The sequence below is a fragment of the Acinetobacter sp. AOR14_HL genome (genome assembly GCF_027855175.1).
GTDB classification, from domain to species: Bacteria; Pseudomonadota; Gammaproteobacteria; order Pseudomonadales; family Moraxellaceae; genus Acinetobacter; species Acinetobacter calcoaceticus.
The window spans coordinates 1-21,911 of the sequence record NZ_JAKTII010000006.1 but is presented as its reverse complement, the minus strand read 5'-3'; the positions used below and the strand labels follow the sequence as shown (position 1 = coordinate 21,911).

The following is a 21,911-nucleotide window of genomic DNA, read 5'->3' as shown; positions in this document are numbered from 1 at the left end:
ATTCTCCTGGCTATTCACTTAAAATTTCTTCGCTAAGATATTGGTGTACTTCATCTTTTTTTAACTCTTTTTCAACTTTTCCATTTTTAATTAAAATAACTCTATCAGCGGATAAAATTGTCTCTGGTCTATGGGCAATGATTAATCTAGTTATTTCAAGTTTTTTAATTTCCTCATTAACGTTACGTTCTTTCAAGACATCTAAATGGCTTGTAGCTTCATCTAATAACAATATTTTGGGTCTTTTATACAATGCCCTAGCTAATAGGATGCGCTGTTTTTGCCCGCCAGATAGTACTGTTCCCATGTCTCCTACAAGTGTTTGATATCTCATTGGCATAGATAAAATTTCTGAGTCTATTGCTGCGATTTTGGCACATGCATTCATCCATTCATCATCAGGATTTTCATCAAAGAAAGTAATATTTTCTGCAATAGATCCTGCAAATAACTGATCATCTTGCATAACAATCCCAATATAATTACGTAGATTCGCTAATCCTATTTTTGTTATATCAACATTACCAATTATTAATTGTCCAGAAGTAGGAGTTAAAATACCAAGAATTACACTAAATAAAGTGGACTTTCCACAACCCGAAGAGCCAATAAATGCAACACTTTCTCCATTCTCAACTTTAAAAGTAATGTCATTTAAAACATTTTTTTCGTATAAAGAGTATTGGAAACTAATATTTCTTAACTCTACCGTTCCATCAAATATTTCATCTTGGTATATTTCTTCTAATAATTCTTCAGGATCTGTTAAAACAATATCACTTAATCTATCGGCTTGTAATCTCAAATTTTTAAATTGAATGATATTGTCAATAAATAATGAAACACGTGTATCAAAAATAGTTTTATAGGCGATAAAAGCAATAAATGAACCTAGTGTTAAATTATTCTTTATTACTAATGTTGCACCAAACCAAACTACAATAATATTTTGAAGATCAAATACTATATTTTTTGTAAAATTATAATAAATTTCAATTTTTTGAGTTGTAATTTTAGCATTGGTTTGATTAATAAAGTGACTAATCCATGTATCTTTTCGTTGCAAGCTTTTATTGAAAAGTTTAATAGGTCTAATGCCTCTCATAGTCTCAAGAAGATGAGTTTGCTGACGAGCATTATATATAATTTCATCTTTTGTTGCTTTCCAAATAGGGGAAAACCAAAACCACCTTATACATATATAAATAATTGCACTAAATATTACCAAAATCCCTAAAGTGAAGTTGTAACTCATCAAAATAGAAATAATTATTAAAGATAATATTCCATCAAGAAAAGTTTCAACAAAAGAAGTTGTAAAGGTTCTTTGAATTATATCAATTGAAGAAAGCCTAGAAGTTAAGTCGCCAACATGTCTTTTTTCAAAAAAACTTATAGGAAGGGAAATTAAATGATTAAAGACATTCTCTTTCCATTGGATATTAAGTAGTGTTCCTACATACATAATAAACCAAGATCTAATAGATATTATAATGTTTTTTAAAAGATATAAGATAGAAAATCCTAAAGCTAAAGTTAATAAAATATTAGTATCTTTTGTTGAGATTGAGTTATCAATAACTAATTGAATAAAAAAAGGGAAGCTTATTACTATTAATTCTAAAATAATAGCTAGTAAAAAAATAATAAAAATTGTTTTCTTTAACGCTCTAATATTTCCCAGAATACTACTTAATTTTAAAGAGTTTTTCTTTTTTTGTTTTCGGAAATCTTGACTAGGCCAGACTTCAATTAATATACCAGTAAATGCCCTAGACAAATGATCATAATCTATGGTTCGAACACCTAAAGCAGGATCAATAATTGTAACATTATTTGTGCTTACTTTTGATAGAATTACATAATGATTAAAATTCCAATGTAAAATACAAGGTAATCTTGCTTGCTTTAAAGCTGCTAAGTTCACCCGTAAAGGTCTATTTGTTAAATCTAAATGTCTACATACTCTTGTTAATGCACCTAAACTCATGCCTTTTAAAGAAACAGGGAAGCGCTGCCTTAATTCTCTTAACTCGATATTATTTCCATAATGATTTGCAAGCATTGCTATACAAGCTAAACCACATTCTGTAGCTTCAGTTTGAAGAATAACAGGAGTATGTTTGATTTGATAACCAAAAGATATTCTTTTAAAGTCCATTATTTATCTTGCCTTAATCAAATATGCTTACGATTGGATCTATAACCCAATGTATTATTGTCTTTTTTTCAATAATTATATTGGCTTCAGTTTTAATACCTGGTTTCAATATATAATTTATTCCATTTAAACTAAGAAATTTTTTCTCTAGTTTTACTTTAACAATATACATTGGTTCATTTATATTCTGTCTATCCGATAAATTTGACTCATCAGCAGAAAGTGATGAATTTGATATAAAATATATTTTCCCTTTACCTTGACCAAATTGCTGGTAGGGGTAAGCTGAATATTTTAAATTAACTGGATCACCAATTTTAATAGAGCCAATTGAAGTACTGGGAACTAGTAGGATTGCTTCAATTTCAGAATTCTTTGGAACGATAATTGCCATTGGTTTAGAGTTATTATAATATGTGCCAGGTTTTACTTGTAATGCACTAATATTTCCTGAAATTGGTGATTTTACGATTATTTCAGAATTAATATTTTTTTCATTTTTGTCATTAATTAAACTATTTATCTCACTATCAATTGAGTTAATTTGTATCTGTTCATCAATGGGTATATTTTTTAAATCATTATTCTTTGAACTGATTTCAAGCTCAGTTTTAATATATTGTTGCTCTAAATCCTTAATTTTAATTTCAATATCATAATATTCTGTTTCTTTTTGTGTTAATTCAGACAATGATAAAGCACCTTCTTTACGCCCATTTGTAAAATCCAAAATTTGTTTTTGTGTAATTGTGCTTTTTTTCTTTAAGAACTCTATTTGCTGTGTAATGGTGGTTAGTTGATTTTTTAATAACTGTATCTCATTTTTATATGTATTTTCTTTAGTTGAATTAGCCTCTTGAGTTAAACTTTTTTTATTATTTAAAATATTCAAGTTTTTACTATAATTTTCTTCTAAGGTTTCATTGATATCTTTGTAATTATAATTTTCATTTGATATAGAAAGTAACGGCTGTTGTTTTAATACCATACTCCCTTCACTAATAAAAGTTTTTATTACAAAACCAGATTTGGGAAGATATACTGGAACAAGGCCTTCTTTTGACATAAGTTCACCATTTACAGTAATTTTCTTTGAATAAGTACAATAAAAAGTAAAACTTATTAAAGCGACTATGATTAAAAAAATGAAAAAGTAAACAATGTAATAACTATTAGGATAGAAAAAAACTATTTCTCCTAATCTACTGTTTCTACTAGATTTTGCTTCAATGGCATTCTTTCTAAATAAAGTTTTTGGATCTTTCATAGTTATAACGTAGGCCATTCGCCAAAGAAAATATCAATATGATTTGCTATTATTTCATTTTTAAAATTAAAAACTTTCATTTCATTAGCTAAATTTGAAAAATATAAATTAACCAATTTTTTAAAATTTAGAATTAATTCTGAATTAGGTAATAACGGTTTTTCATCTATTTCACTTTCTAATTGTTTAGCTATTTTTAAAAGATGATTTAAGTCGACACCTCCTAAGTTTGGCATTGGAATATAAAGTGTATAGGTTCTTGTGAATGAATAATTTTCAAAAGAATTTTTAAATTTAGAAATTTTATGTGCAACCATGCAATAATTAATGGCAAAAAGTGGTTTAGGTTGAAGATTTATTTTCATCTCATAATTTTTGTTATAGCTACGCCACAGTTTTGCGCGTATAGTTTCATAGATCAATGCTATTAATTCTAACTGAAAGTTTAAATATCCATATTTAATAAATAATAGATTGTCTTTATCTAGTGTAGGTAATTTTAATGAATCAGTTATAACTGAAAAATACTGTTTAATTATTTCGCCTGGAGCTGCGCAGGCTCCTTTTGTATCTATAAGATTGCCACGTTCATTTGCTAAGCTATATAAATTATCGAAGGTTATTTGAAATTCCTTTTTTTCAGAACATATCTCATACGAGATTTCATGAATAAAATTTATAACGCCATGTGAAATTCTTGAAATAATTGAATATTCTACCGGTATTCTTATTTCATTATTGTTAAAGTTCTTAAGCATAGACAAATTAGCTAATTTGTATAATACATAATTAGTAAAATAGACACTTTGGATTGTATTTCTTTCCTTATCTGTAAGGATGAGACCAAGTGTAGAGCATATTTTTTTTAGAACTTCATATACTTTTTCTTTATGTTGCATGAATGATTTAAGAGAATCATAATTTATTAACTTCTGTGTATTTGCTCTACTGTCCTTATAGGGGCATTTTCTAAATGATGTACTCTTAGTTTTATAGATTAATGATCGGTTTTCTAATACAGGTCTATTGTCACTGTCAAGAAAATCAACTGGACAAAATGTTAGAAACATTAAGTTTTTCTTCATGAATTGAGCTTGAAAAGGGTATATTAATTCAGTTTTCATATTTTATATAAGTAAAGCTTTAATGAAAAAGCTTTACTTTCTCGCAGTTAATTAACAACCAACGTAACCCACACCGCCACAATAATAGGTTCCAATTTTTACAGCACCAGAAATTAATGAAATTTCATCTGCTGTCAATTCTCGTGCAAAAGCATCAACGAGATCGTCATAATTGGCACTGCCAGAATCTAATCTTTCAATACTTACACTGTTCATTTTAGTCTCAATTGTTAGATTTGAAGAAATTTCATTTTTCATATGTTTTTCCTTATATTTAAGATGCGAATTTTCGCACTAAAAAATATTATCATAATTATATTTTGCTAAACAATATTTAAAGGTTTCTAAATATAGATTTTTCTTAAAAACAATTCTGCTGTTAAGGAAATTTTACATTTTATTCTAGGGCATGTCCTCATTAGAAAAATTCGTTTTTAAAGGTTTAAAAGAGTGAGTCATAACCTTTTTAGTCGTATATTTTTCAATGGTACGCACTCTACTCACCGATGATATTGGGTGACAGACTCAATTTACAATTCAGTTTCGTGGACCTTTGTTGCGCAAATATTTCAAAAACTGGTTTCATCAAACCTTACTAAATCCAAGCCACAACTTGGGTGTGAGATCTGCTTAATTCAGTAAATTTATTGAGCACTGCTATACGTGCGTGAATCTCGTTTACTTGGCGTTAGAAATTCATAGCACTGAATTTATTGCCCAATAATTTGATGCGATGCATCTTAGTTTCTACCAAACTTCTTCGATGATAACCAACCCACTTTTTCCAAATCATTCTATATAAGCGTTTGATTGTTTTTAATACTTCATTTTTTTCTAAAGAACTCAACTTTTTTATCGTTCCATAGCTTTGCATTTTTCCTAGGTGGAATCACCACTTGTACTTGACGATCCGAAATGACCTGACGGCATCGTTTGGTGTCATAAGCACCATTGGCTTATACGGAGTCAATAGACTCATCTTGTAGGATTTGATTAAGCAACTCATTAAGCACTTGTTAATCACTCATATTGTTTGTTGTAAGCTGAACAGGTTGTATTTGTAGGGTCTAAGTATCTTTACTTATATGAAGTTTTTGCCGTTGTTGATGGTATTCAGGCTGATGTTTCTTACGCTTCCATTCACCTTCATCTAAAAATTTCAAACCAGTAGAATCACAAGTAGATGAAGCCCATCTGTGCTTGGCTGGTATGTAATTGCAATATCAATATGCCTTTTCTTCTGCAAAGAGTTGAGTAATCTGGTGCTGCCCAATCTGATCCACAAAGGCGAATGAGACTTTAAGTAAATCCTGTGATCATTTGTAAAGTTAAACGGAACAAAACTTTGATCATTAAACAACATTGAATGGCTGCATCAGAATAGGTTTGATTTAGTCCTTGTTTAATACTCTCTTGTTCATACCATTGAGTCGTAGGATCAAACCAAATCGAGCTATTTCCACGATTGTTTAAAGTTTGATTGTAAGAAGACCAATTGGTCGTATGATAAATTTTAGATACAGGCTTATTCATCTAATAATTATATTGTTGAAGAAGCCTTCAGCGATAGATTTGTGCAACAAAGCCAAAAACAAGTGATTTATGTGATAGTTTAAAATTTTTGAAATGAGATTGGATATATTGGCTGAAATTTTAGTAAATTTATAAACGTAATCTAAATTTTTATTGTTCAAAGATTTAATTTTAAGTATTATTTAATACATAAAATATAGTAGTTAGAAATAGTTCTGGTATATTTGGTATTCATAATGAAGATTTATTAAACTTGCTATTAATTATTTCTTAAAAATCAATATTCATTTTTGGTGAAAGTGTTTGAAAATCAAAAAAACAACCTTCCTTAAAGGGTCTTATTATGCAAAAAGTTAAAAAGGATTTTTTAAATGATGCTAAGCTCGGTAATATTATCGTGGGAAAAAACTCTTGGAACAAGAGTGAAGTAAGAGAAAATTATTTTGTGAGTAAAATTAGATCTCATGCTTCCAAGTATCCTGTTACTATTCTAATAGATGGTCCAGATTTATGTGGTAAATCTACTACTGTTCAGGAGCTTTCTAAATTACTTGAATCTCAAGGTTTATCGGTTTTGTGTTGTAAGGGATTAATTAGTCCTTCTTTTTTTCATTCATGGTTGTGCAAATTAGATGCAAATAAGTCACATTCAAGTGGGTTATTGAATAGCCTATACTTGATATCAGCTTTTTTTGATAGAGGTTTTTCATTTATAAAGAATGATTACGATATTCTTATTTGTGAGTCTCATGTGGATAGAGTAATTGCATATGGATTAACATTTAATCTTAAATCCCTAGCCAAAATTTCATTATCTTTTAGAAATTTTTATAGAAAATTTGATGCTAGAATTTTACTAGTTGCCTCTCATGCTACTCGTAGCGATAGATTGTATAATCGAAAAAGCCCAACATTGATTGATAGAAAAACATGTACGACTGAGACTGTAACTGATTTTTTTTGTGAGAATTTTAAAAAATTATATCAATCTAGAGAATGTTTAATAATTCCAACTGATAAAAAAACACTAGATGTGGTTATAAGTGAAATTATAGATCATTTAATTACTGTTATATCAGAACAACCTTCTAATGATAATTTTTTTGAATTAGAGAGAAAGTAGATGCTTGTTGTAATTGATGGGGCTGATTTTTCAGGAAAGTCTACAATAATTTCCCTATTAGAAGAGTCTCTAATTAAAAAAGGTTATCAAGTTCATAAAAGCCGTACTTCACTTTCTGGTGGAGTGTTTGCTAATATTGTGGAGTATGCACAAAGAGAAACTACTCGGCCAATTGTAAAATACTTTACTTTTCATCTTGCATATTTGATTGATTTTTTTAGCAATAAGCAAGATGATAATATAATTTTCTTGCAAGAAACATATTGGTCGCGTGTCCATGCTTATGATGTTAATTATAAGAGAGTTTGGGGGATATTTTTTTTCTTTTTATTTAAGAAGTTTATTATCCAACCTGATATTTCTTTCTTTCTACATGCTAATGCTAATATTCGTTTTGAAAGATATAAGAAATCTGGAAGTCAGGATCAGAGAGATTATTATCGGTTCAGTTCTCTAGGTTTTAAAAAATATAATAGACTAATTGCAACATACAGACTTCTATGCTCTAGGCAAGGATATATGTTGTTTTTCAATAATAGTGATAACCCTAACATATTATCTAATCAAATGTTAGAGATAGTGGAGAGTAAATATGTCAAAAACCACATATGATGTAAAATGGAAAATGGAATGGCCTTCTGAGAATATACCTGTTGAACAGGTGTACGGTATATTATTTTCAGATGATGGTAAAATATTAATATTGGATGATCAAGGGAGATTTAATCTGCCAGGAGGACATCCTGAAAATAATGAAACATGGATTGAAACTCTCAAAAGAGAGTGTATGGAAGAAGCACAAGTTGAAATTGTTAATCCAATGTATCTTGGATGTGTATCTGTGATTGAGAAAAATGAAAATGGAACGAGATTATTTTCGCAGTTAAGGTTTATTGCAAATATTGGTAAGTTGTTACCATCATGTGCTGATCCCGTTACTGGTAAAATCTATAGACGTGATTACGTAAATCCGAGTAAAGCTGCTGAACTGCTTAATTGGGGAGAGCATGGGATCCAACAGCTTGAAGATGCTGAAAAACTATGGGAACTGGTGAGCAAATATAAATAAGATTGTTATAAGAATGGGTTTGGAAAAATTTATGAATGTATCATCTTATACTCAACTGAATGAAAAACTTTGGATTGGTCCTCAGCCGAATGTAGATATACTTAAACACTTACAGGTAGATGAAATTATTTCGTTACGTCGCTCTACAGAATCTAAATTGGCAACTTTACATTACCCTCTTACTTATTGGGAAGAAAGTTTCAATGGGGAGGATATAAAACAACTTATACTTCTAGTAAACAAATTAATTATTGAGGGTAAGAAGATCTTAGTTCATTGCTATAGTGGAATAGATAGAAGTGGTGTTTTTGCAATTTTATATTTAGTTAATGAGGGATATACTGTTGAAGATGCAATAGAATATTATAAGAAGTTAAGGAATCTCCCGCTTCCTGGTTTTGGTGCATTAGATAAATTAGAAGTTTGGTCTAAAAAAATATTATCATGAAAATTATTTTCCTAACTCCTCGTTCGTCACTCATTTCTAAAACAGCTTTTTTTAAAGGAATCGGTGGAAATGAAACTACTATTGTCTTATGGGGGGAGTATTTAAGCAGAATTGGGCATGAAGTAGTTATTTACTCATCTGATACCAATAAGGAAGAAGTTGATAATATTAAATTTCTACATTGGAATGATTATATTTCCTCAGAAGTCAATTGTGATGTTCTTATTGCTTGTAGACAGCCAGAGTTATTAAAAGGACCAAGGTTAGCGAAAGTACAAATTCTTTATCTTGGGGATAGAACAATAGAGAATACGAATTACATTACACCAGATACTTGTGATTTAATTTGGTATGTATCTCATACCCAATTTGAGCTGCTACATCATAAATTTGATCCGAATGTTAAATATTATATAGGCACATGTGGTGTTGATGATAGTTTATTTAATTTAAACACTGTCAAGCGCCCGCTTTCTTTTGCTCATACTTCAATACCTTATCGTGGATTATCTAGAGTTCTTAGTATTTGGCCATTAATTAGAGAGTACTTCCCAGATGCAACTATTGATATAACCTCTGATTATACATTATGGGGTTATTCAGAGTGTCAATCTAATACTTTTAGAAAACAGGATCTCTCCATTAAACATGAGAGTCAACTTTCTCATAGTAATAATGGAATCTTTTTTCATGGGGCACTTCCAAGAAATAAATATATATCCGTTCTTTCTTCATGCCAATATTTATTGTATATAACAGAATATGAGGAAATGTGCTGTATATCGGCTCTTGAAGCTGCAGCATTAGGAGGTATACTTTTCCTTTCACCTGTTGCAGCACTAAAAGAAAGAGTTTTGGATAATGTAACAGGCTTATATGTTGAAAGCGAATTGTCAGATAGTGAAATTGCAAAAAAAATATACGATATTGTCCAAAGTGATAGGGTTAATTTTATGTCAATTGAATCGAGAAATAGAGCAATGGATTACTCGACCTCAAATACAGTTAATAAGCTAATGCAGGAAATATACGAAATATATAGTAAATAAATTATTTGAAATTTAATTAAGTTTAGAGCTAAAAAATGTTGAATTCGATCAAGGGAAAAAAATCACCAGTTATTGGTATTATTTCTTATGAACGCCATGAAAATGTTTACGAAATCATTAGATTGTTAAAAGAAAATAAACTCTTTAATATGCCAATAATCGTATTCCTTTCAGCTGGAAAAACAAAAAGTACAGAAATTGCTAGTGAGAAAATCAAAAATCTAGGTGAAACTTGCTTTATTCCAAATCAAAAATGTTCAATTGGGAAGTCGAGGCAGGCTCTTGTAGAAATAGCTTATTCAGAATTTAAAGCTACCCATTTGATTTTCTTGGATGATGATTGTTTTCCAGAGAATAATTGGATCCAAGCATTATTAAATCATTTAGAATATTTCCCTGAAAGCGGTATGTTTTTTGGTCCTCGTAAAGAATACTCAAGTGATTCTTTGGGTGGATTTATACGTCAACGTGAATCTAGAAAGTCTAGTAAAATAAAATTATTATCAAATGATAAAGAGACAATAGAGTTACCTCTTGCACTATGTGCAGGGGGCAATATGGGAGTTAGAATTGACTTAGCTCTTCAATTTGGAATTTTTGATAAAAGGTTTGAAGGATGTAGTTTTGAAGATGTTGATTTTCAATTGATATTAGAGAAAAATAATATTTCAACACATTATATTTCTAAGTTTTGTGTAGTTCATAAACATCCTCTTTCAGTTTTACAATTAATGAAAAAGTCTATTGCTTCAGGTAGGGGCATTGCTATTATGCAAAACAAACATGGAGTAAATTTTTATAATAAAACAAGATGGGCAAATTGGAAATATTTTTTTTTATATCCTATTTTATTATTAGTAGTATTTTTTCTTTCTTTATTTCTATCTAAGTTATTTTTTTTATTTATTCTTGTTTATTTGTTTTTAGAGTTTGTTAGATCGAAAAAAACGTTTTTTTTATGGTTCGTGATAAAATCATTTAGAGATTTTTTTATTATAGTAGGCTTGATTGTTGGCAAGGTAGAATTATTTTTGCTGAACGAAAAATCAATTGAAAAAAGAAATGTAAATGAACTTAAATCTGATATTTGATATTGGTATGCATGATGGTACAGATACTGACTTCTATTTGCGTAAAGGTTTTAAAGTAGTCGCCATTGAAGCTAATAATGACTTATGTGATCTAGCTAGAGAAAAATTTAAGAACCAAATTGAAAGTGATCAATTAGTAGTCATTAATGCAATCGTCGGTAGTGATCAAGATGAAATGACTCTTTTTAAGAATATAAAAAATACACAGTGGAGTACCACAAAAAAAAGTTGGCTGGATAGAAATAACCAAATGGGTGCATTAAGTGTACAGGAAAATGTCCGTTGCATTAAATTGCTAGAATTAATAAAAGAATATGGCTGTCCGTATTATATAAAAATTGATATAGAAGGGAGTGATTACGATGCATTGCTTGATTTAAAAGAAAGTAACGAATTACCATATTTTATATCTTTTGAACTGTCAAAATTTTCTATTTGGAATGTAGTAAATGAATTTAAGCTGATAAATGAATTAGGGTATAAAAATTTTAAACTGATACCTCAACATTTAGTACATCAGCAAAAACCGCCCTATCCTTCTTTAGAAGGTTGTTATGCTGATCCATATTTTAATTGGGCAAGTAGTGGACTTTTTGGTAGAGAATTACCTAACTCTTGGTTAGGAATAAGATTTGCATTTATTAAATATATACCAGTTATTATAAGACATCATTTGGTTGGTGATTATGCAAAAGCAAATTTTCCTAAAATATCTTATTTGCTTAGGAAGATTTTAGGTAAGCCTGGATGGCATGATTTACATGCATGTAGGAAAAATTTTTATACGGAGGATATTAAATGAGAAAAGATATAATAGACTTGGTTTTAGAGTATGTGAGTAAAAGAAAATATAATGATATTATCAGTTTGGCAGTATCTGGTTCACAAAGTATAGGTGTAGCAAATAATTACTCTGATATTGATATAATTGCTATTACTCAATCAGAAAAAAATGATGTAGCGATTGGTGAATTTTCGGTTGTTCAATATAAAAATAAGCGTATAGAAATACTTTGGCATACAAAAGAATCTGCTTTAAATTTTATCCGGACTTATGAAAAAATAAAATATGTTGGGCTTAATGATGGAATGAAAAGAGATGTTGAGCGTTTTGTGTGCGCCAAACCAATTCTTGGTGAAAGTATTTGGGATGAGATTCTTCTTAATATACAACATGATATTTATAGAAATCAGTTGGCTTTAGATTATAGAAGAGTTGCGGCGGCTAATTTTGAAGATCTCATTGGAGTACTTTCTGCTGGTGAATATGTTATTTCTGTAGATTTTGTTAGGTTTCTGCTCCAAACTGAATTAGAAGCTTTATCAGCTATAACAGGAGATACATATGGCCGACGAAAATGGTTGTTAAAGCGATTAAATAAAAATAAAATTATTAGTCGTTCTATTGTTGAAGGTTTTAAAAGGTATTACTACGGGATATGTGTTGATGAAGTAAAAATTATAAATTGGCTTGCTGAAGCTATTAGATTTTGGCAGAACATACAATTTGAGGTAAATTCAAAAATATTCAATTTAAAACCACTTAATAAAAGACTTATCACATTAATTCGTCAAGAGTATGGGGACTTTTGTGTAACAGTACCTGATTTATTAGTTTTTAAGTTGGGGACTATATGGGGCGCTAGAACTTCTGAAAAAACTATAACTATAACTACAGAAATGGCATCTATTTTAAGTTGTTTAATAGATTTAAGGCCGATCATTAAATTTGATGAGGAACAGGAACAGGAACAGGAACAGGAACAGATTTTAGAATTGGTACAAAAGTTAATTGATTTAGAGCTCTTAGTTGTCTATGAAGATATTAACAGCTTTAATCAATGTATTAAAAAGAGGTTTGGTAATAATATTGAGTAGAAATAATTAATTTAGCGGACTAAAATTATTTTATTTTTTATTAATTAATATTGTAATAAGCAATGACGAATTATTTGAATATTGTAAAATGCTTTGCGGTGTTAAGGATTTGATATGTGTAATGATGTAATTCTCCCTGTTATATTGGCAGGTGGAGGGGGGAGCCGTTTATGGCCTTTATCTAGAAATTTTCATCCAAAACAGTTTTTGAATTTAACTGATTCAGATTTATCAATGTTACAGATAACAATTAAAAGATTTGAAAATATTGGAATGAGAGTTCTGCCTCCTATTATTATTTGTAATGAAGAACATCGCTTTTTGGTAGCTGAACAATTAAGGCAGTTAGATATCAATAATGCTTCAATTATCCTTGAGCCGATGGGTAAAAATACCACTCCTGCTATTACTTTAGCCATGTTGCAGGCTCAGGAATTATATAAAGATATTTCCCCTGTGGTTTGTGTTGTGTCATCAGATCATTATATTGCTGATGTCTATGCCTTTGCGAAAAGTATTGAGTTGGCTTTAATTTATGCAAAAAAGAATCTTTTTATGGTACTAGGAGTGAAACCAAGTTCTCCTCATACTGGTTATGGTTATATAAAAACGGGAAAAGAAATTAATAATAATTGTTACGTAGTTTCATCTTTTTTTGAAAAACCTGAATTAAATTCTGCTATAGAATATGTAAATTGTAGTGATTTTTTATGGAATGTTGGGATTTTTGTCTTTGAAATCCCTCTATTTTTTAGTGAATTAAATAGATACAGACCTGATATATTTGAAGCTTGCAGTAAGGTATTTTTAAAACGTAAAAGTAGTTTTGGTTTTATTTGGATTGACAAGGAGTTATTTGATTCCTGCCCAGCTTCCTCAATTGATTGTACAATTATGGAAAAGACTAATATGGCAGGAGTTGTTTGTTTGGAATCTGATTGGAAGGATTTAGGTTCATGGCAATCTTTATGGGAGCATGCTTCAAAAGATTCCTATAATAATGCTTGTAGCGGAGATGTTGTCTTAGCAAATTGTAATAATAATTATATTCATGCAAATAGTCGACTGATTACAGCATTAGGTATTAATGATCTAATTATAGTTGAAACAAAAGATTCAGTTTTAGTTGCAGATAAGAACAAATCCGAAGAAATTAAAATAATAACTGATTATTTATCTAAGAAAGATAGAAAAGAGTTGTTTTTGCATAATGAAGTGATGAGGCCATGGGGGAAATATAGATGTCTTGATTCGGGCGAGGGATATCAAGTTAAGTACATTACTGTAAATCCTAAATCAAAGTTGTCATTACAGAAGCATCAGTATAGGAGTGAACATTGGACCATCATCAAGGGACGTGCTAAAGTAACTAAAGAAGATGGACAATTTTTTATTTCAGAAAATCAAAATATAACTATACCTATCGGAGTAATACATAGTTTAGAAAACCCTGATCCGATTCCATTGATATTAGTAGAAGTACAAATTGGTGATTATCTGGGTGAAGATGATATTGTTAGATTCCAAGATGATTATGGGCGTGTGTAATTTTTTATACTTATATTTATTTTTTATAATAAAATGTACAAGCTTGTATCTTATCCAACATAGTGATTAATTATTACTTGAACGGGAAAGGATTAGGCTAGCTGAAGAGTTTGACTCTTATACACAAGAAGACTTCGCACGACTACCAAAATTTGACTCTCGTAAATATTTTTTAATAAAGCGTAGTGGTCGGTTTTGGTTAATACCAAGAGAGTATCAAGGAGATAGTGGATTTAAAATCAGATGGCCTACAGATGTTAATAAATTATTGGCAAAAGACTGGAAAAATGATTTTGATAGGGATTATGCATTTAATGTATTTATGTATTCACCTCAATATTATAATCGTACGACAGATTATTGGGGGCGAAAAATTTATAATAATACATCCTGTCAACCAAAACCTTATGTAGGAAAATTTAAATGGAATGGTGTGCTCATAAGAATTTATGACTCTTACCATAGAAATATTAAAGATGAGCAATATTTAGATGTTTGTCTAACTGCATTAAAAATTTTAAATGAAGAAGTAAAGGAAATACATTATGTTAACTAAATTAAGTCAAACTCATAAAACTTTGCCATATTTATTAAAAGACTGAACTATGTTGATATAAGAAATCTTGATTAAAAATCTGCTTTATAACTTTTATAGACTTATTTAATACGTAATGTTGTTAAGTTTTTACCTGCATGATCTAAAAGAGTTTTTTGAAGCAATATTATATCTAAAATGGTTATTTCATTAATTTTATGCAATAGCGATTTAGCTACCAAGAATATGTAAGTAATAGGATAAAAATGTTAGAAACTGATGTTTTAATTGTTGGGAGTGGTCCAGCTGGTTCTTCTGCTGCACTTATGTTAAGTAGTTATGGAATTAGAAATATCATAATAACTAAATATAGATGGCTGGCAAACAGCCCTCGTGCTCATTATATGAGTCAAAGAACAATGGAAATTGTTCGAGATTTGGGAATATCTGATGAAGTAATCGCAAAAGCAGCACCAAAAGAAGTTATGGGAGATGTTGTTTATTGCACATCTTTAACGGGTGATGAAATTGGACGTTTTCCTTATGGAATGAATCATCCAGAAAGAATGTCAGAGTACGCTAAAGCGAGCCCTTGTGAACAGTGTGATCTTCCTCAACACCTATTTGAACCTATTTTGCTTTCAAATGCGGCATCACGAGGAAGCCACCCAAGATTTGATACGGAATATTTATCTCATGTACAAGATGAGAAGGGTGTAACAGTTACTGTTCTAGATAGACTGACTAAAGAAACATACCTAATTCGATGTAAGTATTTAATCGGAGCTGATGGGGCGAGTAGTAAAGTCGTAAAAGATTTAGATTTACCTATGGCAGGTAAAATGGGGAAAAGTGGCAGTATCAGCATTATTTTTAAAGCCGATTTAACCAAATACGTCTCGCATAGACCTGGATACCTCTGGTGGATTATACAACCTGGAGCAAACATTGGCGGGATTGGGTTAGGTTTGTTGCGTATGGTCAGACCTTGGAATGAATGGCAGATTGTTTGGGGGTATGACATTGAAAAAGAAGAGCCATCTCTTACCGATGATGAGGCAATTGCAATTTGCAAGCAGCTTATTGGTGATAACGACATTGAAATAAGCATAAGTAGTAAGTCGTTATGGACAGTAAATGAAATGTATGCAGAACAATACTCGAAAGGTCGAGTTTTCTGCATTGGTGATGCTGTCCATCGTCATCCACCTTCTAATGGATTAGGTTCAAACTCATCTATACAAGACGCTTATAACTTATGTTGGAAATTAGCATTTGTATTAAATGGCAAAGCGGGTAGTGGTTTATTAGACAGTTTTAATGAAGAAAGAGCACCTGTTGGCGAGCGAATTGTTAAGCGAGCAAATCAAAGTGTTAGAGAGTTCTCTACAATCTTTTCTGCTTTAGAGTTAGATGGAAAGTACAGTACAGAGACGATGCAAGGAAGCATAAATACCTTAAGCGAAGGTAATGAAAAAGGTGCTGTTAAACGCCGTGATTTAAGATCTGCAATTGAATATAAAGCTTATGAATTTGCTGCCTTAGGCGTAGAAACTAACGTACGTTATCATTCATCAGCAATTGTTGGAGCAGCGTACAATATTGAAAATAATATAGATTCTAGTAGAGATGAAGATCTTCATTATTATCCCTCATTTACTCCTGGTCATAAACTCCCTCATACATGGCTAGTCAAAAATCATAAAAAAATATCAACCTTAGACTTAATCGGAAATGGAAAGTTTACGCTTTTCTGTTGGCTACAAGGTGACAAGTGGAAGTGGGCTGTAGACAAACTTAATAACCAGCTCAACTTGGATATTAAAGTTATACAAGTAGGCCCAAAAAGAGACGTTGAAGACTCTTATGGAGAACTTTCTCGCTCTTGGGGTAATGATGAAAATGCTTGCATAATGATCAGACCAGATGGCTATATTGCTTGGCAAAGCAATAAAATTGAATCGGCGGAAAATGAATTGCACAAAGCCATGTCATCAATACTTAGTTTGAATTAGGATTTCACCGCTTCCACCAAATTCGAAAGCCCCTGTGAAAGCAGGGGCTTTTTTTATGTGAATGTTTTTTAGTACTTAGCAACCCATATAAAAATTTGGATGGAGTTGGGCAGAATTAAATTTCAGTTTAATTTTATATTTTGTAGTTAATTGCACTCTCATAATGGTCAATATCTTGTAATTGTTTGAAGAATTCTTTCGGGTCAACTATTGCTGCTATATGTATAATTATGGGTAGAATAGCTCCTTATAATACTAACCCCTTTGCATCCCTAACTTGCAAAGTAAAATCGATCTCGGTATATGCTGAATTTAAATTAATAGATATGGATAATTCATGAATTTAATAAATCCCTGTAGTAAGTTATTTTTTGCAATTTTTCTTATGATGAATCTTTCAAATATATATGCAGCAAAGATACGGGCTGTAGATGCTGAAGTACAGGAGAGTGCTGGAGATGCAATGGAAGCTGCTGGAGCAGAAGCTGTAGAGGCTAGTGGAGGGGAGGCTGCATGCCGTGCTGACGAAGCGTGTGATGTTGCTTCTGCTGTATCTGAGGATGAAATTTACGGTGGCATTCAACAGGAATATGTCGTAAAAGGCTGTAAGGTAACAATCTACAATGATGGGCCTGTGAAAATGGTCAATGTAAAGACGGATCAACCATGTGATGCTCCACTTCCTAAAGACCATAAATTTTCTAGATAGACTCTGTGAGCCTATAAATTATTTTGTGTGCCTTTAAAAAGTTTTAGTCCTTAGCAACTCATATGGAAATTTGGATTGAGTTGGGCAGATTTAGTTTTCAGCTTAATTTTATATTTCATAGTGTCTTGGGAATGAATCTTCGTTTTCTGCTATTTAATCTTTAGCATGTTGTTTTTTCTCAAAATCATGAACCATTCGAATACGCTCTTCAGTTGCAGGATGAGAAGATAAATTATCAAGAACAGCTGTAGATAGTTTATTAGTTGAAGATTCTTCTTGAGAAGTTGGTGGGTTGGACTGATTTTTTTTATCGATACCTTCTTCTGTTGTATCGCTTAAACGTTGTAAGAAATTTGCGAAGTGCGAGACTTCGATATGTTTCCTATCCATCAGTTGTAAAGCATATAAATCGGCTTCGGACTCAAATTTACGCGAGTAATTTGCACCAATCATAGCAGCAGGTAATGACGTAAATAAGTCTGAATTATCTCCTGTCATTGCAATGTATAATATACTTAGGCCTAAACTAGTTAACCCTTGTTGCAAACTATGGCGATAAACCAAATGGCCTTGTTCATGGGCTAATACGCCTAAGATTTCCTGATTAGTATGGGCCATTTTGATCAGTTCATCTGTGACGATAATCGTATTATTAGGTAGTGCTACAGCATTTGCTCCTAAATGATCGCCTTTACGGAAGACTAATTTGGCTGGTCTGTTTTCAGCAATAGTATTCAAATATTGTTTAGTAATTTGGTCTTTTTGAGTTTGTGCTAATTGGCTGGGTGCAGTCCAATTATTTAATACATAATTCTCGGCTTCATCGCCTAGTTTCTTTAAAGTATTCTCAGGTAATTGAAAAGCAAGATAATGGGATGTAGCTGGAACACCCCATTTCACTAGACTGATCGCAAAAGTAATCACAAAAATTACACTAAAAAGAATAAGAGCTGGAGAGCGTTCAAATTTCCAGATCGAATGTTGAACCTTTTTAGTTGTGTAATTAAACCATTCAGGTAATGCACTATGAAATTCAATCCGTGCATCATCAGATAATTCAATCACTGGGTGTAACTGTCCCAGCGCACCAATCAATTTCATATCAGTATATTGATAATGACGCTGTTGTTCTAATTGCTCACCATACTGAATGAGGACTTCAGATTGAGATTGAGCTGAAATCTGAGCACGGTGAGGTTTAGACACTATGCCATCATAGAAAATGATATCTACTGCTTGGGACATAAATTATTAAACTCAGATTATTATAGAGAGATGTCAATATCAAAAATATCACTGATTTCTTCAGCTAAAGCACTTTGTTCTTGCTGAGCGAGATTCATCATTTGATCTGGATCATCTAATAAAATTAAACTCATCGATTCAATCTGATATTTGTGAATACGAACCGCAGCCCAAGCAGACATTAAACCTATGGTTAAGATTTTTACAATCCAGTTTGAAGCTACAATCCATGCAAAACGCCATTGATTACAGTCTGTTTTAAATTGACTGTTTCCAACTGTAGTATTGTTCCATGTAGTAATAAAAAGACGTGCAGCAATTAATGGATAAATAAATAATCCAATAAATGCATATACCATAAACATTCCGAAGACTACAGCGTTCGGTGAGAAACCAGAAATTGTTCCTGCTATAGCAAAGTAAATGATTGAAAAAATAGCAATTATACCAATTGCAATAAAAACGGGTATATAAACTGCAGCCATATAGGCAGACCATTTCGCGTTTAATTTAAAATTTAATTGTCCAGCATATAAGTTGTTTAGATAATATTTTTTATATAGCCAAATAGCTACAGGTGTAAAGATTCCTAATGTGAAAATATATACCAATATACTCAAAAGAAAGACTTTATAAGATTCTTTTATCGTTCCACCAAAATAAAAACGTGCGTTGCCGAACTTACTATTTCTTGCAGTAAAACGCAAAGTAGCACGAATTAGCCAAGGTACTGCTGTATATAATGCAATTAGTCCAACCACAGTCGCAATCATTGAATACTGTGATGAAATTGCAAATACGGCGTAAATTCCTAATGCAATTAAACGTCCAATCAAAATCTTGGTTGGAATGCCTGTAAAATCAAAGCGACGTTCAAAAAATTCTGTATTGCCATAGAAATAGCGTAAGCGACGAACTTTAGCCCACGGTGCATATAAGCTTAAAGTAATAATAGTCAAAAGAATATTAACGATCCAGATTCCAAAATATTCTGAAGCTTTACCATGAAACTTAAAATGATAAATTCCTGATTGAGAAATTGGTGGTGACGTAATATTTTGATCCTCATTCAAATCTTGAGGAGATGCGGGTAAAGCTTGTTCTTGCATTTTATTCTCTTTATTGAAACTAAATGATCTTGATTGAAAGTAATGGATAATTAGAAAACTATTGAGAATATTATATATTTTTTATAAATTGAAAGAAATAGAATGAAAAGCAAACAACTATTTTTACCATTATATTCTTATTGAGTTGTTCGGAGCAGAAAGCTGATCGAGAGAAGTATAAATAATAGGTTTAAAGGCATATTGGTGACTTATTGCGATTTCTAACTGAAACTTTCTACATCATTCATTTCATCATTTAGCATTTTATATTCTAATCTTACCTGTCGAAACTAATATATCTATATAAATTTCAATACCGTTATAAACCCTTCTTTAACAATAACTCACTCATTATTTATCCTTACTTTTTAATGATCTATTTTAAAGCAAATGTCATTTTGCATGCTTGACTGTAATAGGGTAGAGCACTATCCTTTGCCTGCTGGCCACATTGCCAGCCGGCTTTGACAGGCTGATTCAAACGAGCACTAAAGGTTTTATACTTTTGGTGTGTGCACCCTCGTGCCCCCTCTGCGGCGGGATAATCTGACCCCATAAAGTTGGACAGCTAATTAAGCAGTTTTTAAAAACTGATTTCTATATTGTACAGGGGATAAACCTTGTAACTTCACCTTGATTCTCTCATGATTATAATAATGAATGTACTCTTGTATGGTTTTCTCTAATTCATCAATTGATTGAAATTTTTCACCATGAAAGCACTCCGATTTTAATATTCCGAAGAAGCTTTCTATTACAGCATTATCCAAACAATTTCCCTTACGAGACATACTTTGAATTAAACCCTGTTGTTTTAATTGCTGTTGGTAATGAGCCATTTGATATTGCCATCCTTGATCGGAATGGAGAATTGGTTTTTCATGTCGTTTAAGTTTAGCCAAAGCATGAATGAGCATATCTTTTACTAACTCATAATTGAGTTTGCGTTGGATTCGGAATGTAATAATTTCCCCATTAAATAAATCTATAATCGGGGATAGGTAAAGTTTTTCACCGTTCACATTAAATTCCGTTACATCAGTTGCCCATTTCTGATTTGGTCGATTTGCTTTAAATTGCCGTTGTAAAACGTTATCAGCCACTATCCCGACACAACCACTTTTATATGAGCGATATTTTAGTGCTCTGATACGTGATTTAAGTCCCATAGTTTTCATGAGTCGATATACACATTTATGGTTAATCATTATTCCTGTACTTTTCAGAGCAAGAGTAATTCTACGATAGCCATAGCATCCCTTATGCTTATGGTATATGGACTTAATCTGCTGTTTTAACTCAGTATATTTATCATTAGAGCGTATAGCTTTCATGTGGTAGAAATAAGTACTACGGGCTATCTTGGCAATACTGAGTAAGAGCTTTAATGGATAAATTTGCCTTAATTCTGAAATAATTTGAACACTGTCTGCAGTACAAATTGAATTTAAGTACGTTGCTTCAGTTTTAAGGCTTTTAGCTTTTTTAAAAAAGCGACCTCTGCGCGTAAAGCTGTAAGCTCATCAATGAGCTCTTGCTGAGACTTGTCTTTATCATCTCTTGTTGGTTTCACTGTTTTAGTTTTATCTTGCTTAGTCATATTGGTATAAGTCCGTTTAGTATTAAACCCAGCAATCCCTTCTTTATGATACAGAGCTAGCCATCTTCTTAAAATTGACGTCCCGCTCAGATTTAACCGTCTTCTTACTTCTCTTACGGGTATCTTATCAAGAAGCATTTGTATTGCATTGATTTTAAATTCTGAAGAATAATAAGTTTTTTGAATTTTAATATTAAGCCCATCAGTACCATGTGCCTTATAGTTTTCAATCCATAACCGAATGGTTTGGAGATCTACATTAAACTCTTTGGAAAGAATTTTATAGCCTTTACTACCATCTAAATAAGCCTGAATTACTTTGAGTTTTAACTCTTTTGAATGCTTTGGAACTGGCATAGGTCACACCTTATAAGTTTAAAAAGTCTAACTTATGGGGTGCAGTTCAG

20 protein-coding genes and 1 pseudogene are annotated in these 21,911 nt (G+C 31.4%); 12 read left to right on the top strand and 9 right to left on the bottom strand.

Annotation, left to right across the window (positions count from 1 at the left end):
• Window positions 1–10 precede the first annotated feature (10 nt).
• The 5 genes and pseudogenes from MKL38_RS07000 to MKL38_RS06980 all read right to left on the bottom strand — a co-directional run bounded on the left by MKL38_RS07000 (window position 11) and on the right by MKL38_RS06980 (window position 6,085).
• A complete protein-coding gene (locus MKL38_RS07000) occupies window positions 11–2,161 on the bottom strand; it encodes a peptidase domain-containing ABC transporter (RefSeq protein WP_270902900.1) in 2,151 nt (716 codons plus the stop codon).
• A gap of 13 nt (window positions 2,162–2,174) precedes the next feature.
• Window positions 2,175–3,428 carry an HlyD family secretion protein gene (locus MKL38_RS06995; RefSeq protein WP_270902899.1) on the bottom strand — a complete coding sequence of 418 codons (1,254 nt, stop codon included), beginning with the start codon at window positions 3,426–3,428 and terminating at the stop codon, window positions 2,175–2,177.
• A gap of 2 nt (window positions 3,429–3,430) precedes the next feature.
• Entirely contained in the window at window positions 3,431–4,513 is a 1,083-nt protein-coding gene (locus MKL38_RS06990; RefSeq protein ID WP_270902898.1) for a hypothetical protein, read from the bottom strand.
• 90 nt (window positions 4,514–4,603) lie between these two features.
• Entirely contained in the window at window positions 4,604–4,810 is a 207-nt protein-coding gene (locus MKL38_RS06985) for a hypothetical protein (RefSeq protein WP_270902897.1), read from the bottom strand.
• A gap of 337 nt (window positions 4,811–5,147) precedes the next feature.
• Window positions 5,148–6,085: pseudogene (locus tag MKL38_RS06980) on the bottom strand (IS5 family transposase).
• 343 nt (window positions 6,086–6,428) lie between these two features.
• Here MKL38_RS06980 and MKL38_RS06975 point away from each other — a divergent pair.
• The 12 genes from MKL38_RS06975 (at window position 6,429) to MKL38_RS06920 (ending at window position 17,550) form a co-directional block, all read left to right on the top strand.
• A complete protein-coding gene (locus tag MKL38_RS06975) occupies window positions 6,429–7,208 on the top strand; it encodes a hypothetical protein (RefSeq protein WP_270902896.1) in 780 nt (259 codons plus the stop codon).
• The gene (locus MKL38_RS06970) at window positions 7,209–7,820 is read left to right on the top strand and encodes a hypothetical protein (protein WP_270902895.1); all 612 of its coding nucleotides are present in this window, start codon (window positions 7,209–7,211) and stop codon (window positions 7,818–7,820) included.
• A complete protein-coding gene (locus tag MKL38_RS06965) occupies window positions 7,801–8,277 on the top strand; it encodes an NUDIX hydrolase (protein ID WP_270902894.1) in 477 nt (158 codons plus the stop codon). Before MKL38_RS06970 ends, MKL38_RS06965 begins: the two co-directional genes overlap by 20 nt.
• Window positions 8,278–8,308: 31 nt before the next feature.
• Window positions 8,309–8,725, top strand: a complete 417-nt coding sequence (locus MKL38_RS06960; RefSeq protein ID WP_270902893.1) for a protein-tyrosine phosphatase family protein — start codon at window positions 8,309–8,311, stop codon at window positions 8,723–8,725.
• Window positions 8,722–9,774, top strand: coding sequence for a glycosyltransferase (locus tag MKL38_RS06955; RefSeq protein ID WP_270902892.1), 1,053 nt, complete (start codon window positions 8,722–8,724; stop codon window positions 9,772–9,774). The genes MKL38_RS06960 and MKL38_RS06955 overlap by 4 nt, the downstream gene beginning before the upstream one ends.
• Window positions 9,775–9,809: 35 nt before the next feature.
• Entirely contained in the window at window positions 9,810–10,865 is a 1,056-nt protein-coding gene (locus tag MKL38_RS06950; protein ID WP_270902891.1) for a glycosyltransferase family 2 protein, read from the top strand.
• Window positions 10,843–11,667: an FkbM family methyltransferase gene (locus MKL38_RS06945; protein WP_270902890.1), complete on the top strand. Its 825-nt coding sequence runs from the start codon at window positions 10,843–10,845 to the stop codon at window positions 11,665–11,667. The genes MKL38_RS06950 and MKL38_RS06945 overlap by 23 nt, the downstream gene beginning before the upstream one ends.
• Window positions 11,664–12,743, top strand: coding sequence for a nucleotidyltransferase domain-containing protein (locus tag MKL38_RS06940; RefSeq protein WP_270902889.1), 1,080 nt, complete (start codon window positions 11,664–11,666; stop codon window positions 12,741–12,743). The genes MKL38_RS06945 and MKL38_RS06940 overlap by 4 nt, the downstream gene beginning before the upstream one ends.
• 114 nt (window positions 12,744–12,857) lie before the next feature.
• Window positions 12,858–14,291, top strand: a complete 1,434-nt coding sequence (locus MKL38_RS06935) for a mannose-1-phosphate guanylyltransferase/mannose-6-phosphate isomerase (protein ID WP_270902888.1) — start codon at window positions 12,858–12,860, stop codon at window positions 14,289–14,291.
• Window positions 14,292–14,559: 268 nt separating this feature from the next.
• Window positions 14,560–14,847: a hypothetical protein gene (locus MKL38_RS06930; protein WP_270902887.1), complete on the top strand. Its 288-nt coding sequence runs from the start codon at window positions 14,560–14,562 to the stop codon at window positions 14,845–14,847.
• A 245-nt stretch (window positions 14,848–15,092) separates the two neighbouring features.
• Window positions 15,093–16,841: an FAD-dependent oxidoreductase gene (locus MKL38_RS06925; protein WP_270902886.1), complete on the top strand. Its 1,749-nt coding sequence runs from the start codon at window positions 15,093–15,095 to the stop codon at window positions 16,839–16,841.
• A 385-nt stretch (window positions 16,842–17,226) separates the two neighbouring features.
• Window positions 17,227–17,550: a hypothetical protein gene (locus tag MKL38_RS06920; protein ID WP_270902885.1), complete on the top strand. Its 324-nt coding sequence runs from the start codon at window positions 17,227–17,229 to the stop codon at window positions 17,548–17,550.
• A 153-nt stretch (window positions 17,551–17,703) separates the two neighbouring features.
• Here the strand turns inward: MKL38_RS06920 and MKL38_RS06915 are convergent, their stop codons facing one another.
• From MKL38_RS06915 to MKL38_RS06900, 4 genes are all read right to left on the bottom strand, one after another.
• Window positions 17,704–18,795, bottom strand: a complete 1,092-nt coding sequence (locus MKL38_RS06915; protein WP_270902884.1) for a M48 family metallopeptidase — start codon at window positions 18,793–18,795, stop codon at window positions 17,704–17,706.
• 20 nt (window positions 18,796–18,815) lie between these two features.
• Entirely contained in the window at window positions 18,816–19,904 is a 1,089-nt protein-coding gene (locus MKL38_RS06910) for a YjgN family protein (RefSeq protein ID WP_270902883.1), read from the bottom strand.
• A gap of 572 nt (window positions 19,905–20,476) precedes the next feature.
• Window positions 20,477–21,346, bottom strand: coding sequence for an IS3 family transposase (locus MKL38_RS06905; protein WP_270902571.1), 870 nt, complete (start codon window positions 21,344–21,346; stop codon window positions 20,477–20,479).
• Window positions 21,347–21,351: 5 nt separating this feature from the next.
• Window positions 21,352–21,861 (bottom strand): helix-turn-helix domain-containing protein, encoded by a 510-nt coding sequence (locus MKL38_RS06900; RefSeq protein ID WP_270902241.1) that lies wholly within the window; start codon window positions 21,859–21,861, stop codon window positions 21,352–21,354.
• Between the last annotated feature and the right edge of the window lie 50 nt (window positions 21,862–21,911).